The organism is uncultured Mobiluncus sp. (genome assembly GCF_947087965.1).
Classification (GTDB): Bacteria; Actinomycetota; Actinomycetes; order Actinomycetales; family Actinomycetaceae; genus Mobiluncus.
This window is the reverse complement of sequence record NZ_CAMUES010000005.1, coordinates 150,043-164,200: the sequence shown is the minus strand read 5'-3', so window position 1 is coordinate 164,200 and position 14,158 is coordinate 150,043. Positions and strand designations below refer to the sequence as shown.

General features: G+C 54.0%; 16 protein-coding genes. 14 read left to right on the top strand and 2 right to left on the bottom strand.

Going from position 1 to position 14,158, the window contains the following annotated elements:
- Position 1 precedes the first annotated feature (1 nt).
- The 3 genes from Q0V70_RS06815 to Q0V70_RS06805 all read left to right on the top strand — a co-directional run bounded on the left by Q0V70_RS06815 (position 2) and on the right by Q0V70_RS06805 (position 3,530).
- Positions 2-727 carry a hypothetical protein gene (locus tag Q0V70_RS06815; RefSeq protein WP_297589971.1) on the top strand — a complete coding sequence of 242 codons (726 nt, stop codon included), beginning with the start codon at positions 2-4 and terminating at the stop codon, positions 725-727.
- A gap of 70 nt (positions 728-797) precedes the next feature.
- A complete protein-coding gene (locus tag Q0V70_RS06810; protein ID WP_297589968.1) occupies positions 798-1,580 on the top strand; it encodes a signal peptidase I in 783 nt (260 codons plus the stop codon).
- A 21-nt stretch (positions 1,581-1,601) separates the two neighbouring features.
- The gene (locus tag Q0V70_RS06805) at positions 1,602-3,530 is read left to right on the top strand and encodes a hypothetical protein (RefSeq protein WP_297589964.1); all 1,929 of its coding nucleotides are present in this window, start codon (positions 1,602-1,604) and stop codon (positions 3,528-3,530) included.
- 554 nt (positions 3,531-4,084) lie between these two features.
- On the opposite strand, the gene Q0V70_RS06800 is transcribed toward Q0V70_RS06805, so the two are convergent.
- Entirely contained in the window at positions 4,085-4,546 is a 462-nt protein-coding gene (locus Q0V70_RS06800; RefSeq protein WP_297589961.1) for a hypothetical protein, read from the bottom strand.
- 73 nt (positions 4,547-4,619) lie between these two features.
- Positions 4,620-5,525, bottom strand: a complete 906-nt coding sequence (locus Q0V70_RS06795; RefSeq protein WP_297589958.1) for a DNA adenine methylase — start codon at positions 5,523-5,525, stop codon at positions 4,620-4,622.
- Between the two features lie 218 nt (positions 5,526-5,743).
- Here Q0V70_RS06795 and Q0V70_RS06790 point away from each other — a divergent pair, with 218 nt between their 5' ends.
- The 11 genes from Q0V70_RS06790 to Q0V70_RS06740 all read left to right on the top strand — a co-directional run bounded on the left by Q0V70_RS06790 (position 5,744) and on the right by Q0V70_RS06740 (position 14,019).
- Positions 5,744-6,250 (top strand): single-stranded DNA-binding protein, encoded by a 507-nt coding sequence (locus Q0V70_RS06790; RefSeq protein ID WP_297589956.1) that lies wholly within the window; start codon positions 5,744-5,746, stop codon positions 6,248-6,250.
- Positions 6,251-6,381: 131 nt separating this feature from the next.
- Positions 6,382-6,744, top strand: a complete 363-nt coding sequence (locus tag Q0V70_RS06785) for a hypothetical protein (RefSeq protein WP_297589953.1) — start codon at positions 6,382-6,384, stop codon at positions 6,742-6,744.
- A gap of 2 nt (positions 6,745-6,746) precedes the next feature.
- Positions 6,747-7,595, top strand: coding sequence for a hypothetical protein (locus tag Q0V70_RS06780; protein ID WP_297589950.1), 849 nt, complete (start codon positions 6,747-6,749; stop codon positions 7,593-7,595).
- A gap of 162 nt (positions 7,596-7,757) precedes the next feature.
- Complete coding sequence (locus tag Q0V70_RS06775; RefSeq protein ID WP_297589948.1) at positions 7,758-8,168, top strand: HNH endonuclease; 411 nt, start codon at positions 7,758-7,760, stop codon at positions 8,166-8,168.
- A 26-nt stretch (positions 8,169-8,194) separates the two neighbouring features.
- Positions 8,195-9,190, top strand: a complete 996-nt coding sequence (locus tag Q0V70_RS06770) for an AAA family ATPase (protein ID WP_297589945.1) — start codon at positions 8,195-8,197, stop codon at positions 9,188-9,190.
- A 48-nt stretch (positions 9,191-9,238) separates the two neighbouring features.
- On the top strand, positions 9,239-10,936 hold the full coding sequence (locus Q0V70_RS06765; RefSeq protein ID WP_297589942.1) for a hypothetical protein: 1,698 nt from the start codon (positions 9,239-9,241) through the stop codon (positions 10,934-10,936).
- A 61-nt stretch (positions 10,937-10,997) separates the two neighbouring features.
- Positions 10,998-11,339: a DUF4406 domain-containing protein gene (locus Q0V70_RS06760; RefSeq protein WP_297589939.1), complete on the top strand. Its 342-nt coding sequence runs from the start codon at positions 10,998-11,000 to the stop codon at positions 11,337-11,339.
- A 44-nt stretch (positions 11,340-11,383) separates the two neighbouring features.
- Positions 11,384-12,187, top strand: a complete 804-nt coding sequence (locus tag Q0V70_RS06755) for a hypothetical protein (protein WP_297589937.1) — start codon at positions 11,384-11,386, stop codon at positions 12,185-12,187.
- 18 nt (positions 12,188-12,205) lie between these two features.
- Positions 12,206-13,159: a hypothetical protein gene (locus Q0V70_RS06750; protein WP_297589934.1), complete on the top strand. Its 954-nt coding sequence runs from the start codon at positions 12,206-12,208 to the stop codon at positions 13,157-13,159.
- A gap of 121 nt (positions 13,160-13,280) precedes the next feature.
- Positions 13,281-13,781 carry a hypothetical protein gene (locus Q0V70_RS06745; RefSeq protein WP_297589932.1) on the top strand — a complete coding sequence of 167 codons (501 nt, stop codon included), beginning with the start codon at positions 13,281-13,283 and terminating at the stop codon, positions 13,779-13,781.
- A gap of 100 nt (positions 13,782-13,881) precedes the next feature.
- On the top strand, positions 13,882-14,019 hold the full coding sequence (locus Q0V70_RS06740; RefSeq protein WP_297589929.1) for a hypothetical protein: 138 nt from the start codon (positions 13,882-13,884) through the stop codon (positions 14,017-14,019).
- Positions 14,020-14,158: the final 139 nt, after the last annotated feature.

Here is a 14,158-nt window from a genome sequence, read left to right as displayed (position 1 = left end):
TATGATGCGGAATTGGAAATATGCGGCTTTGGGTGTGCTTGCGGCCGGAGCCATTTCGACAGGTTTGGGAGGCTCCACCTTGGCAGCCTGGTCAGACACTGGAAGCCTCGGCGAGAAAACAGAAGTCGCTTCTGGTTTCCTCGATTTGGATGTGTCTCCCGCTGAGGGCACTACCGGCTGGGTGGATTTGACCCCCACGTCGGGAACGGATCCTGTACCGCTTAATCAAGGCAAGCCGATTGCTGATTTGGCGAACTATCGGATTGTTCCTGGCGCGACCATCGCCTACTACGGGAAGATTAAGGTCGGTTTGGATGGGGATAATCTGAACGCGAAACTGGTCGCCACCTATGAAGATAACGGTGGTGCTACCGGCGAACTGTTAACCACCAATGGCGGGACTGACCCTAAAGATAAGGGTGTGACCCCGAGCGTGAACCTTTACAAGTGGGACACGGACGTGGCTACGTCTGCCGTGGCCAGTAACAAGGTTGCGTCTGACCCGAACGGTACCCAACTGTGTTCTAAACAGGTTGCTGGCACGCCGGGGGACGGCTGCAACAAGGGTGTGCTTGATAAGGCTAGTTTTGGTACGGCCGGGTCTGCTACCCATTTGGCGGTTATCACTTTGACGTTCGACAAGGATGCCACCAGTAAGCAGAATGCTCAGTTGAAGTTGACTGGTATTAATCTGTCGCTGAAGCAGACCACTCCTGCGTCGGCATAAAAAATTCGGCTAGGGGGGGGCTTCCAGTATGGTATCTAAGGGTCACGCGTTTTATAAAGGGTTCGCTACTGTGGCCGCGATCATGATCGGTCTGGTTTTGGTGGCAGGTAGTGTGTATCCGAAGGTTCGTGGCTGGGAGCCCCTAGTCGTTTTGACTCAATCTATGGAGCCGTTGCTACATCCTGGGGATGTGGTGGTGGTTGAGCCGGTGTCTGGTAAGGATGTGGCGGTGGGGGATGTGGTGACGTATCGGGCGTCTGATGCGTCTTTGATTACTCACCGGGTGGTGGAGGTTCGTCGTTCTACGTATGCGGGGCGTGAGGATACGGTTATTGTGCAGGGGGATGCTAATAATGTGCCTGATGATCCGTTGGTGGCTTCGCAGGTGGTGGGGCGCATGTTGTATCGGATGCCGGGCTATGGGGTGTTTATGTCTTTGCCGGTGAAGATTGGCCTGTTGGGTGTGGTGACCTTGTTGTTGTTGGTGGATTCGGTGTGGGCGTCTCGGGTGCAGGCTCGGGAGAAGAAAGTGGAGGCCAGCACTATGCCTGTTGCGTCTAGTGTTGGGCCGTCTGTAGCTAGTAGTGTGCCTGGTGACGGGTGGACTGAATCTAATATCCCGCCTGGAGACATGTGGACTGCACCTACCAAATCTGACGGGTGGACCGAATCTAATACGGGACCCGGTGACGGGTGGACCGTATCTAATACCACACCTGGTGACGGGTGGACCGTATCTAATACCACACCTGGAGACAGGTGGACCGAATCTAATACGGGACCCGGTGACGGGTGGACTGTACCGGCTGTGTCTAACGATGCGTGGTCTGTACCTACCGGCGCCTGGAACTAAAAACGATTGGAGAAAACCAAGATGGTGGCGAAAGAAAACTTTTGGTCAAAAACCATGTGGGGAGCCCTCGGTGTACTCCTCGCCACCCTACCTTTAGGCGTGGGGGCAACAACCCTCGCCGCCGGGGTGGAAGACGCCACCACCTGTACCCAAGTTTTACAAAAAGCGGGACAAAACGGGGCCTACACTCGCCAACTCGTCACCACCCAAAAAGAAGGCGAAGTATTCAAATCCGGCATAAACCTGCCCCTACTTGAAGACCGGGTTATCTCCCCCGGCACAAACGGCGAAATCACCCTCGTAGTTTGCAACAACGGGGAAACCGACGGCGTGCTAACCGGAAGCATTACAGGCAAAACCGGTGGAGACGTGACCGACCCGAAAGACCCGTTCTACACCGATTTGAAGGTGGGAGAAAAACCGTTCACCGACACGCTCGACGACCCGGCTACCCCAGGGGTGGAGAAGGTGACCGTGTTCGACAAGATTCCAATTAAACGTGGGGAGGCTTTGACGGTGAAGTTTCCTTACAGTTTCCCGTTTGAGGCCACGTCCGGGAATGCTGCCGGAAGTAGCGAGTATGCGCCGGGGGTGCGTAAGGCGAGCCTGGGAGTGTCTGTACTGTTGGAACAGGCCCCTAACGCGGTGATTCCTACCACCCCACCGGACGTGAAAATCACCAAGATTTATGACCGTTTCGATAAGGCTACGGGTGAGGATTGGTGGAAGATTACGGTCGAGAACGTGGGTGGTCTGCCGGTGAAGAATCTGCGGATTGTGGATAGTGTGGATGTGGCCCGTTGGGGGACCCCACCAGACGGGACGAGTATCGACACGGAGTCTAACAAGTGGCTGATTCCTGTTTTGGTGAAGGGTAGCCCTTTGCAGATTGAGGTGTCGACTAAAGGTCTGGATGCTAATAAGGCGTATGGGGAGTTGGGTGAGGGTCGTGTGTTGCCTACGGATTGTGAGGGTGATGGGGCGTGTGCTGGTGCGGTGAAGCCTGCCCCGGCCTCGCCTATCCCTGAGGGTGTGAAGATTAGTAAGGCTTATGACCGTTTTGATGAGGCTGCGGGTGTGGATTGGTGGAAGGTGACGGTTGAGAATGTGGGTGGTAAGACGGTGGAGGGTTTGCGTGTGGTGGATTCTGTTCCGGGCGCGAAGTGGGGAACCCCGCCGGAGGGTACGAGTATTGATACGGAATCTAACAAGTGGCTGATACCGTCTCTCGATAAAGGCAAAAAGTTGGAGATTGGGGTGTCTACTAAGGGTGTGAAGGAGAATAAGGTGTTTGGGGAGACTGGTGTGGGGCGTGTGTTGCCTGCGGATTGTGGAGGGGATGGGGCTTGTGTTGGTGCGGTGAAGCCTGACCCGAAACCGACCGAGAAGCCTACTACTGAGCCTGTCCCGACGGAGAAGCCGACCACTAAACCTACGCCGACCGAGAAGCCGACCATTAAGCCTACGCCGACGGAGAAACCTACCCCGACGGAGAAACCCACCGAGAAGCCTACGGAAAAGCCTAAACCGACCGAGAAGCCTACCCCGACTGACAAGCCGACCACTAAACCAACCGAAACGACTAAACCGACCGAGAAACCGATTACCAAGCCAACCGGTAAGCCGACTACTCAACCCACTAAACCCCCCCAGCCGGCCACGCCCCCGGCCGCACCCGGCACAACCCCGCCAGCACCACAATCCGCGACCGGCAACCAAAACAACACAAACACGCCACCCGCGTTAGGTGACAACACCACGCCCGCGTTAGGTGGCGAAAAATCCCCATTCCTCGCAGGTGTTCCCACCATCGCCGCACCACCAGCCGCACCACTATCCACCACCGGCACCAACCTAACCATAGCCATCTGGGCGGTAGCGTTCATTGCGGCAGGCACAGCCCTCCTCGCCTACCTACAGCTGAGGAAACACCACAAAAACCGCCGTTAGCGGCTGCCGAGGGCGGGGATGGGTCTGTTTGAAAATGGTAGTGTCCCAAACCTCAAACGAGCCCCCGCCAAGGTTTACGAACGTACAGTTATGCCGCTGTTTCTCTTTATTTGCAACGAAAACACAAGGCGTCGAAACTATCCTAGCTGGGGTGCGCTCCAACACCCGCCCGAGGGGTTCCCCACCATCTATGGCTTGAATATGTCCGGTGTTGTTGTCGAAGACCAGTATTTTTTCATCCGTGTATTTGGAGGCGAACAGCGCCACTATCACGGGTATAGAGAAGATAACGGTGAACGCCGTTGTAGCCACAGTTGCCTTACCGTACAAGCGCGATAGTTCCGCTTGGTAGCTCGAATGTAATAAAATAGCTAAGAACAAGATGCCTATCATTACGCACATGAATGCGAAGAAACCTGTCGGTATAGAGGCTTTTTTCAATGTTGCGGTACCGATCAACTCTAATGTCCTTTCCTTTTTGGTTCTACCTATTTATGTCCGCATGCGGGAAACTCGCCTACCTACAGTTGAGGAAACACCACAAAAAACCTTCGCTAGGGGCGGGGGTGGGCCTGTCTGAAAGTGGTGGTGTCCCAAACCTCAAAGGAGCCTTCGCCACGGTTGACGAACGTGCAGTCATGCCGCTGTCTCTCTTTATCCGTAACAAAAACACAAGGCACCGAAACTGTCCTAGTTTTGCTATGTTCTAGCACTCGGCTGATAGGTTTTTCGCCTTTTATAGCCTGAATATGTCCGGTGTTGTTGTCGAAGACCAGTATTTTGTCTTCCGTCAATGTGGGTGCTACCAGTATTGCTACTGCTGTGAGTATAGAAAGGAAGAAGATGATCGAGGTTTTGGTGATGGGTGTGCGGCTGTAGCCGTATAGGCATTGCAGCTGCGGTTTCAGCCATTGTGTGACAAAGACTCCCAGAAGAAAGATAGCAAGCAGAACACATACGAGTATCAGGGTACCTGTCGGTATTGGGGTGTTCTGCAATGTTGCGGTATCAATCATCTGTAGCGGCCTTCCTATCGGTTGTTTTTCTGTTTGTGTCCGTGTGGGGGCTACCAGCTAGAGTCGGCACTATTCAGCTGGCGCAGCGTATTGCTGTGGCAACCCTAGGGGAGGCCACGACCAGTTCTTCGACACGGGTTTTCCGGTTCGTGGAATAGGCAAGTTCCAACACGCCCTGCGGACATTCCTGATACAGTTCCCTAATCAGGGGGGAGTCATCATATGTCATTAGCCAGTAAGGCGGTGCTGCTTCCTTAATGGTGTTTGCCAGGTTTATGTGGTCGTGTCTGTCGAAAGATTTTAGGTACAGTCCCGCCCCAGCTTTTACGTATGGGGGATCAATATACATGAACGTGTCTGCCTGTCTGGCGTATTCTTTGATTATGGTCCTACCGTCCTTGGCGGTGACCGTTATTCGGTCGCCTATTTCGGATAGGGCGTGGATTCTGTTGGCGAGTGTTTCGCGGTTGAATCTCGCGCCAATCTTGTATTCTCCCTGCTGTTGGAGTCCGCCGATTACGCCGCCGGTAAGGATCCCCGACCTGTTCGTACGGTTCAGGTAGAAGAACGCGAACCCCAACTCGAAACCTACCCTAGTATTAGGGGTGCGGTAGATGGCTCGCTGTCGTTTCCATTCCTCTATAGTCAATGGGACTTTACCGATTTGCTCCACCAGTCTGTCGTTTTCTGTGGTGACTGTTTTCCAAAACGAGTAGACCGCCGGGTCAATATCGTTAATCACCAACCGGTCAATTTTTCCCTCGCGTAGTAGTGTGATGCCTGCCCCAGCACCCCCAGCATAGGGTTCCACATAGCAGGTGATGTGGCTGTCGAGTGCGTTGATCAGGTCGGCGAGTGGTCCGGCTAGCGATGCTTTACCGCCGGGGTACCGTAGCGGGGAGATGGTGGTGTAGCGTCGGGCTCCTATGATTCGTATGGTGCGGGTTTGCTGTAGGGAACCAGGAACGCTACCGGTCATCCTTTTTCCCCTCTTTTTGGTGTTCTTTTGGTGTTGTTTTTCGTGTTTTTGTCCGTGTGGGGGGCGGGGTTTCGCACGGTGGTTTTCAGAACTGAGCCTGGTCGCCTGGGTTTCCCCACACGGTGACGGGTGGAACGCAAGCCTCGAAAAACGGGGTGTGTGTTTCCGAAAAAACACCAACATACAGGATTTGTTACTCGAAGGATTAGGAGAAAAACATGTCTGGTGAACCAACAATGACCGTCACAGGAAACCTTGCTGCCGACCCTGAATATCGTCCCGTGGGCGAAACCGGGGTCGCATCGTTCCGCATCGGCTCCACCCCGTGGAAAACCGTAGACGGGGAACGCCAAAACGGCACAACCCTCTGGCTGGATGTTGAAGCCTGGGGGGCGCTCGGTGAACAGGCCGCGAACCTTTTGAAGAAAGGCCACACGGTACTGGTTCAGGGGGCTCTCATGCAAGACGAGTGGACAAACGAGGAAGGCCAAGTGCGTTCCCGTTTCAAACTACGCGCCACCAATATCGGTGTGGATATTCGTTTTCAGACTGTTTCTGTGACGAAGAACATGCCGCAAGGTACTGCCGTCCCGGTGCAAACCACCGCCCCGGCCCCGGCACAAAAGCCGGCAAAAAAGGCTAAGCCTGCCAAGCAGGCTGCCGCCCCTGCCCCTGTGCAGGAGGCTCCAACAGAATATGAGGAAGTTGACGACTCAGTATTCTAAAAATACGTGTCGTCCACAAAAAACCGTATAGGGTTAGTGGCTCTCCCTCAACGAGAGGCTGCTAACCCTATGTGGTTGCCCGCACACAACAACCGTCATGTGAAGGTGAACAATATCAAGGACCCCTACCAATGACACACGACCCTCAAACCGTCCAAACCATTAGGGACACTATCCCCGCCTGCCACCATCAGGTTGTTCAGGCGCAGACGGGTGACGGTCAAACCATTATCGACATGAGACTCCAAGGGGCAGACATGCCCGTGGAGGGTGTAGGGTACCGGCTCACTCTCACTCCGTCAGATACCCAAATAGACTTGGGGGAATATGTTGTGACCTGGCTTCGAACCGGTCCAGGAAATAGTCCGGCAGATTTTTATAACCCTGCCCGTGTCTCCCCTACTATGCGTCAATGGGCACAAAACGACCCCATGTTCAGTCTACTCGCGGACATCACTATCGGCGGGATACAAGCCTTAAACGGGAGGGAGTAGTCGTGGGGTTCCCGTTCAAAAAAAAAGATGACACTGTGGACGTTCCGCCGGTAGATGCGTGGGATGAAGAGCCTACGCCTGACACGGGCAGCCCGGCAGGCGGCACACCCCTATTGAGGACCCCTGCCCAAACCGTGTTTTGGGTGCTGTTGCGTAAACCGGTGTGGGGATCCTTGGCTGCTCTGCTTGTGGTTGTTTTGGCTGTGGGCGGTGTGGTTGCGGCGAAAAAAAACGATTCCGTGTCCGGTACGGTTAGCGCGGCGGTGAAAGAAGTCCCGCGTGCCGCCACCCCAAAACCATCATTCGTGGAAGACGAAGACCCCGCCATACCGGGTAGGGATAAAGATACGGATTCTGAAGAAGAAGATCCTGATGGTGAGGACGAAGAAGAGGAAGAAGATACTGGATCTGACGACACCGGCAGCGAAGACGACACCGAAAACGATGAGAGTGAAGAGGACGATACGGATACCGGGGACGAGCCCCCATCAGACGAATATCAAGAACCCGAAAACCCTGCGCCCACACCGTCAACCCCGGAAACCAGCACGCCGCCCGCACCAGACGCCCAGCCTATACCGACACCAGGGGCGACAGTCCCCTACAAGACTGCTACCGCCACCCGCAACATTGTTTGCTCACCTGAAGCCACCATCAGGATAGAAGCGGTAGGAACCGGCACTATTACTTTGCAGGCTACTGGTGCCCAACCGGTGCAAGGACAAGGCCGAGTGTCTTTACAGGCCACCGGCACCCAAATACAGGTGTCTGCCACGTCGCAAAGCACCAGCCGTGCGTTCGTCCAGTTCGCGTGGGCTTGGACACAAGGCGGATACTGCCGCCAACACTAAAAAAGGAGGGGACAAGGTTTGTTGCCTATGATTATGCTTTTCACGATTCTTACGGCTGTCACTGTCTTGGTTGTGCCCCAATGGGCCGTTACGATTAGGCCGCCGTTGGTTTTGGCCCGGGCCGCCAACCACACCCGCAGGCCGGGGAGTTGAGGACTGACTGTGGATGGTTTGAGTTTTCTCACCCTGGTGGCTGTCATGCTGGTGGGGTTGATTGTTTACGCCAACCTAATCATGGTCGCAGAGAAAAGGGGTGAGCGTGACCCGAAACGACGATTCACTGGGGCCGTGCGGGCAGAAGTGCTGCGTCGTTGTGGGGGAAGATGCGAACATGTCAACATTTTCGGGATACGCTGCTCACAGCCTGCCACCCAGATAGATCATGCTTTCCCGCATTCGAAAGGCGGCCCTACCGCCCTATCCAACGCGGTCGGATTATGCGCGCACCACAATCGGATAAAGTCTGATATTTTGCCGTCCGCCTGGTGGCTGAAACGTATCGAAAAATCTCGCATAAACTATTTTCCGCCCGGGGTGGACACGAGTATTAGGTGGAACTCTAACCTGCGTTAACTCTCTCTCCCCACACGTTTACGTGTATGGGTACAGAAATAGTTATCAAAAATTTTAGGTCCATATCGGATTCCCGTATCGGTCTTAGATTTCCCGTGACACTACTCGTTGGAGGCAACGGGGTGGGGAAAACTAACCTGCTTTACGGTATCGAAATGTTGGCAAGAGCCGTAGATGGCAGCCTTCAAGAAACTCTGCAAGCCGACGATGGATACGACACCAACCTGTATGCTGGCGCTGACCGTGAACCGTCCGGTTTCGGTATCAGCCTGGGTAAAGACCGATACGAGGTTTCAGTGCGGCAAAGCCCCGATGAGAGTATTGTGTTGGAAGAATCATCGCCGGTGCCTGCAACAATACGCAAAATTTTGAGAAACTGTCGCGTTTACAGGTTCGATACGCCTATCGTGACGGTGGGGGCCGTGGAGTCTGAGCCACCGGTACTCGCTAGTGGCGGGCAGAATCTGGTTACCGTGTTGAGGTGGATGCGAGAAAACAGTCCGGAAACCTACCGGGCGCTGCTTAGGGAAGTAAGATGCTTGGCCCCCTATGTTGCCGAATTTGTGACCGGTGAGGACGGGGAGCAGGACCGTCAGGTTTTATGTTGGAAGCACGCTGAGACTGGTAAGGTTTTTCGTTACGAAAGTCTGGGGGCCGGGGTTTTTAAGTTTGTTTTACTGTGTGCCGCGCTTATGCAGCCGTCCCCTCCTAAACTCCTTCTTTTAGACGATCCGGCGACGGGCTTGGATTCTTTGGCTATTAATCTTTTGTGCGAACTGATGCGCGATTCTGGTGCTAACGGTGGGATGGTGGTGGCTTCGACACAGTCGTCACGGTTCGTTGACTGGTTCACTGTTGGCGAGGTTTTGTTGGTGGAGCGTAGCGAGGGTGAGGGCACCGTGGTTTCGGAGCCTTACGAGGACAGCTTGGTGGGGTTCGAGGATTGTAATTTGGGGTGGTTGTGGGAGTCCGGGATTCTCGCACCTGCCCCCCAGAATAGGGTTGTCCCCCGCACACGATAAACCGGTGTAGCAAAAAAAACACTGTTTGTTGAGAGGGCGTGACCGGTCATGGGGTTGAATCCGAAGACACAAAAACGTAAGAGTAAGGGGCGTCCGGATGGCGGCCAGTTCGCGCCAGAAACCCATGAGACCGCCCCTGACGATTTGGATGAAACCCCATTCGACCAACCGGAAGAAGATGAGGGTTTGTCGTTGGCTGAACTAACCGAACAGCAAAAACCTGCGACCAACTATAGTTTTTTGCCGGGTTGGGGGCAGGCCGAGAAAGACTTTGAAGAGCGTTTGGGGGATATGCCTGCCAGGTTTTATAGCACTGACCTGGTAGAGAAAACCACAAAAATCCCCACCCCTGAACTACTCCAAGAGTATGGGAGTGTCACCAAATATGTGGAGGCTGTAGCAGGGGCTAGTTCGTTGGAGCAGTATTCGCTTTACGATCGTTGGACTTCGGGCCGTATGGTAGGGGCATTATCTACCGCCGCATCCCTACCACAAGATGCGAAAAATATTACCCGCGAAAACATTACCGAAACCGCTAAAAGCCTGGGTTTGGAGAATCTTCGGTTTGAACAGACGGGCGGGCAGGAGGTTCTTATCGGCCAATACGGGGACCGTACTTTTATGTTTCAGCCTGAGCCGAAGGGTGACCAGTTTGCCACCTACCGGTTTACCCGCCCGTACGCGATTATTCCTGGGGCTACGTTGACCAAAAAATATGGTGGCGTAAAAAATGTGGACGAACTGTGTCAAAGGTTGGAGACGGACGGATATAAGATTAGCGAGATTAAACCGCCACGGGTTGAAGCTGAACGAGCGGTGCCTGGCGGGAATGAGCATGTGAAACTTGTTTTGCACCACAACCCTGACGGCACCACTACCGTTTTGGGGGGCGGTACCCGCCCTGCCCTCATCAAGGGGAGGTTTTCTAAAGCGTCGTTTAGGTGTTTGATTGGGGCGGAACGTATCCGGCGCGCCACCGGGAAAAACCCACTCGATCTAGTTGCCACGGATCCGGGTGAAGAAAAAGTAGGCGACTATGCTAGTTTGTTGGATGAAACGTTGAAGGCACAGTCTTTTGGGGAGCGGATACGTGACCAACAAAAATATGTGTCCGAAACCAAAACCAGCCTGGCCTCAGCGTGGGAAGACAAAAAATATCCCGACCAGACACATCGTGAACTGGCCGAAAACTCGATACTACTCCAGGCCGGATTCAGGAAGGTCGAGGTCGACAACGACGTAGACCCAGAAGAATTTCACGATTTTGAGCAGGCCGTGCTTGAAGCCCAGAAAGTGTTGCCGAAGATACCTGCAGGGACTACCCCAGCGATACGGGTGCGTAAGCTGGGTAAACATAGGGCGTTGGGGCTGTATGTGCCTCACGTGAACACGATTTGTGTAGACGTACACGATTCGGGCTCTTTCGTTCACGAGTACGGTCACATGCTGGATTTTCAGTCTACCGAGTCGTCTATGGGTGACGATTTTGGTGAGGTGATTGGTGGGTATCGGCAGGCTTTGGTGGTGGATGGTTCTGCGTCTAGGAGTGCGGGCTATTATCGGGTTCCGACCGAGATTTGGGCGCGCGCTTTCGAACTGTGGGGCCGGGAACGGTTAGGGATCGATAACCGGACCGTGCAACCGAAGGAAACATACGGGTCGCGGTTTGATTATCGGCCTTTCCAAGAGAACCCGATGTTGAAGGAGAAGGCGTTTAAAGTATTTGATCGCTTAGCTAAACAATAGTGGAAATCTTAGGGGGTAGCGAAACGCTACCCCCTTTTTTTGCCCCCACACGGTGACGGCCATGAAGGTGTTTATTACCGGCCCTATGACGGGACTGCCCGACTACAACCGTGACAAGTTCGATAAAGCTGCGAAAACCATTGAGGCTCTCGGACACACTCCGCTGAACCCTTACCGTCAAGAACTCGTTGATGCGGGAAAAACCTGGGGTGAATGCGTTCTTGCCTCCCTACTACTACTGTTGCAGGCCGACGCGATACTTGCCTTGGAAGGGGCGGAGAACTCTACCGGTTCCGGTATTGAGCAGGTGTTTGCGGCCCGTATGAAACTGCCAACAGTCACCTATCGGATGCTCGCGACTATGCCCGTACCCGCTAATCAGCCTAGTGTCCCCGCACACTAAAACACGGCAACAACCCTAGCCAGCCCAGAGAAGGAGTTTCCGACGTGTCCACCAATGTTGATAACCGTAGCCGTCAGCCTAAAGGTACTAGTAGGGGTGGCCAGTTTGCGCCAGAAACCCATGAGGCTGTCCCTAATGATTTGGATGAGGCCCCATTCGGTCAGGGCGGCGATGCCCCGTCTTTGGCTGAACTAGCCCAACAAGAGCCGGACCTTAACGGGCGGCAGGTCATAGAGACCCTAGCGTCCGAACCCATCGGCTCTAAGAGACGCGAACAAGCCAAAAAACTCTATATAGAGTCAATAAACCGCAACCTTATCGACGAAAACCGGAAACGAGACTTCGGCTACAACGAAGACTTCAGTTACGGTGAAACCGGCTGGACTAGCCGAATCCTCCCCTACACCCTGGACTATAACGACTTTGCTTATGAAAACGCGATAGGGGACGAAAACTATACCGGACAAGACGTGCCCGAAACCAACATCGCCAGGTTCAAAAATGGGGACGCGGCCCTCGCCCAACACCTACTGGACACAGTACCGGACAAAAACCTGAAACAAGAACGCCAAAACCTGGCTCCCACCGTCGAAAACATACTCAAATTTGTTGAAAAACACCCCGATCAGGCTAGTTTCGACGGGTATGTGGTGTCTGGTGAACGCCCCGACGAACGCCTCAGCATAGAAACAGTGAGCGTGTCCCCTGAACTTCTCGGTTTAGGTGAGGATGCGACCGCAGACGACGCTTACGAGAAACTACGCGACCTGAAACTGGGGGAGGTTGCGCCCCCAGACGAAACCCGGTGGGACAAGAACCAAAACCGGTGGAACTTCTGGTGGGACTAGAGAAACGAGGAAAAAACTATGAGTACAGACGTGTTGGGGAATAATCATGCCCCCGCCGGGACTGTTGAAGGCGGACGATTCACTTCAAAACCCCAGAAAGTAGCGTCGAACGACCTCGACGAACCTGCCACGTTAAACAGTCTACCAACACCCCCCATGTTCAAAAACGGGCAGTTACATGATCCCAGGTTCGATATTCCCGCCACGGACCCGTTACAGGATGTTCTGTCTGGTCCGGACGGCACAATCTGGATTGATGACGAGACTGGGGAAACCATCAACCTCACTACCGACCCTAAGACTGGGGGGCGTATCATGACGCATCATGATGTTGAGGGGCGGTTGCATAATCTTGAAGGCCCCGCGTTAACTGTCTACACCCAACAGGGCGGTTTGGCGCGTAGGGAGTATCGCAAACATGGGGAATGGTGGCGGCCTGACGGGTTGCCGGAGGAAGAAAAATGGGGAGGCTCCGACGGCGTGGAGGCCACCCAACTAATCTGGCACACACCCCAGCCGCAGTCTGTTCCTACGATGGTTACGGAGATTCGTAGCGAAAAAAGTTCGTCCGTGTTCACGGTTCAAGACTGGCGTGACCCTGAGACTGGTGAGTATGTGCGGCGGGAAGATGACAGCCCGAACAACATTTACCATAACCAGGACGGGCGTTATACGGAGAGTTGGATAGACCGGGCGGGAACCCCTTATGTGCGTGACAATGACGCCCCCAACTATGTTGAGTATGTGACCGTAGCGAGCGAGGATGGCGGGGAGCGTAAGGCGAAAGTATCCGAAAAATGGTTGGCCCCGGACGGCAGCCTCAACCGTGGCGATGGTCTTCCGGCGAGAATCTGTTACAACCCCGAAACCGGGAAAGTTACCGAAACAGTATATGCCGTGAACGGTGACCGGTATACGCCTGAGAACCCGGCGACGGTCCCAGACCTGGATCCGGATGCCGGCCCGTTCTAACACACCACAGTGGATGCAGCCCCGATAAGCAGGCTAGTCACGTGAGACGGATGGTTTGTCCCCGCACACAAAGATTGGGCAACAAACTAACCAGACTAACAACATCTGCAAGGAGGATGTTATGCCACAAGAATCCAACATCAGTCTAGCTACCAAAGGGATGCTTCTTTTTGGGGATGCGCTATTCAAGGCAACAGACGGGCTGGAAGATTGCCCTTACGGCAGCACCGCGGAAGAGGCAGCGTTAGACATGTTGCCGGACTGTTTACCCATAGACGAATTTATGGCAAATGCTTACTGTCGTCGTCTCCTCAAAGAGCATGGCTTTTACAAAGGAGCATCGAAACAGGAAAAGCAAGAATGGGAGTACGCGGCTACCTGTGCGATGAATACTTTTTCCGCTCTTGCGATACGGCTAGCCTATAGTAAATTTCCTGAAGAATTCCGTGAACATGAAGATGGATGGAAGGCGTCTCCGTTCCTGCGGGTGTTCTTGGACAAAGCCAAAAACTGCACCCCGGAAGAATACAAGGCTTGGGCGCAAAAAATGGCAGACGGTATCTTAGAGAGCTTCGGGGTCGCGGACGACGACACCCAAGAAGACGAACAAGAGAAAAACTAACCTAGTTTTCTTGTTGGGGGGTGGTGTTTTACAGGGCACCGCCCCCTCGACACACCCCACACGTTGATATTCAGAAAAACAGTAGCCGCTAGGAGTTGTTATGACGGTACAAGACAAACAAGGAAACCTACACAAAGGTAAAGGCCTTGGCGGTGGCCGGTTTCTACAAAAACAGTACGGTGCGACTGATACGGACCTCGACGAGCAAGATAGTGGCGAACTGGCGGTTCGGGAATGACTAAACTACAGGGCCGGGGTGAACCCTCCACCGTGCATGTTCGAGAGTTGAGTGAAAAATATGGTGTCCCGGAGAAACGCCTGTATTGGCTACACGAAATGTGACAGGGAGAAAAGGGTGGGAGTATTGTTGCAACACG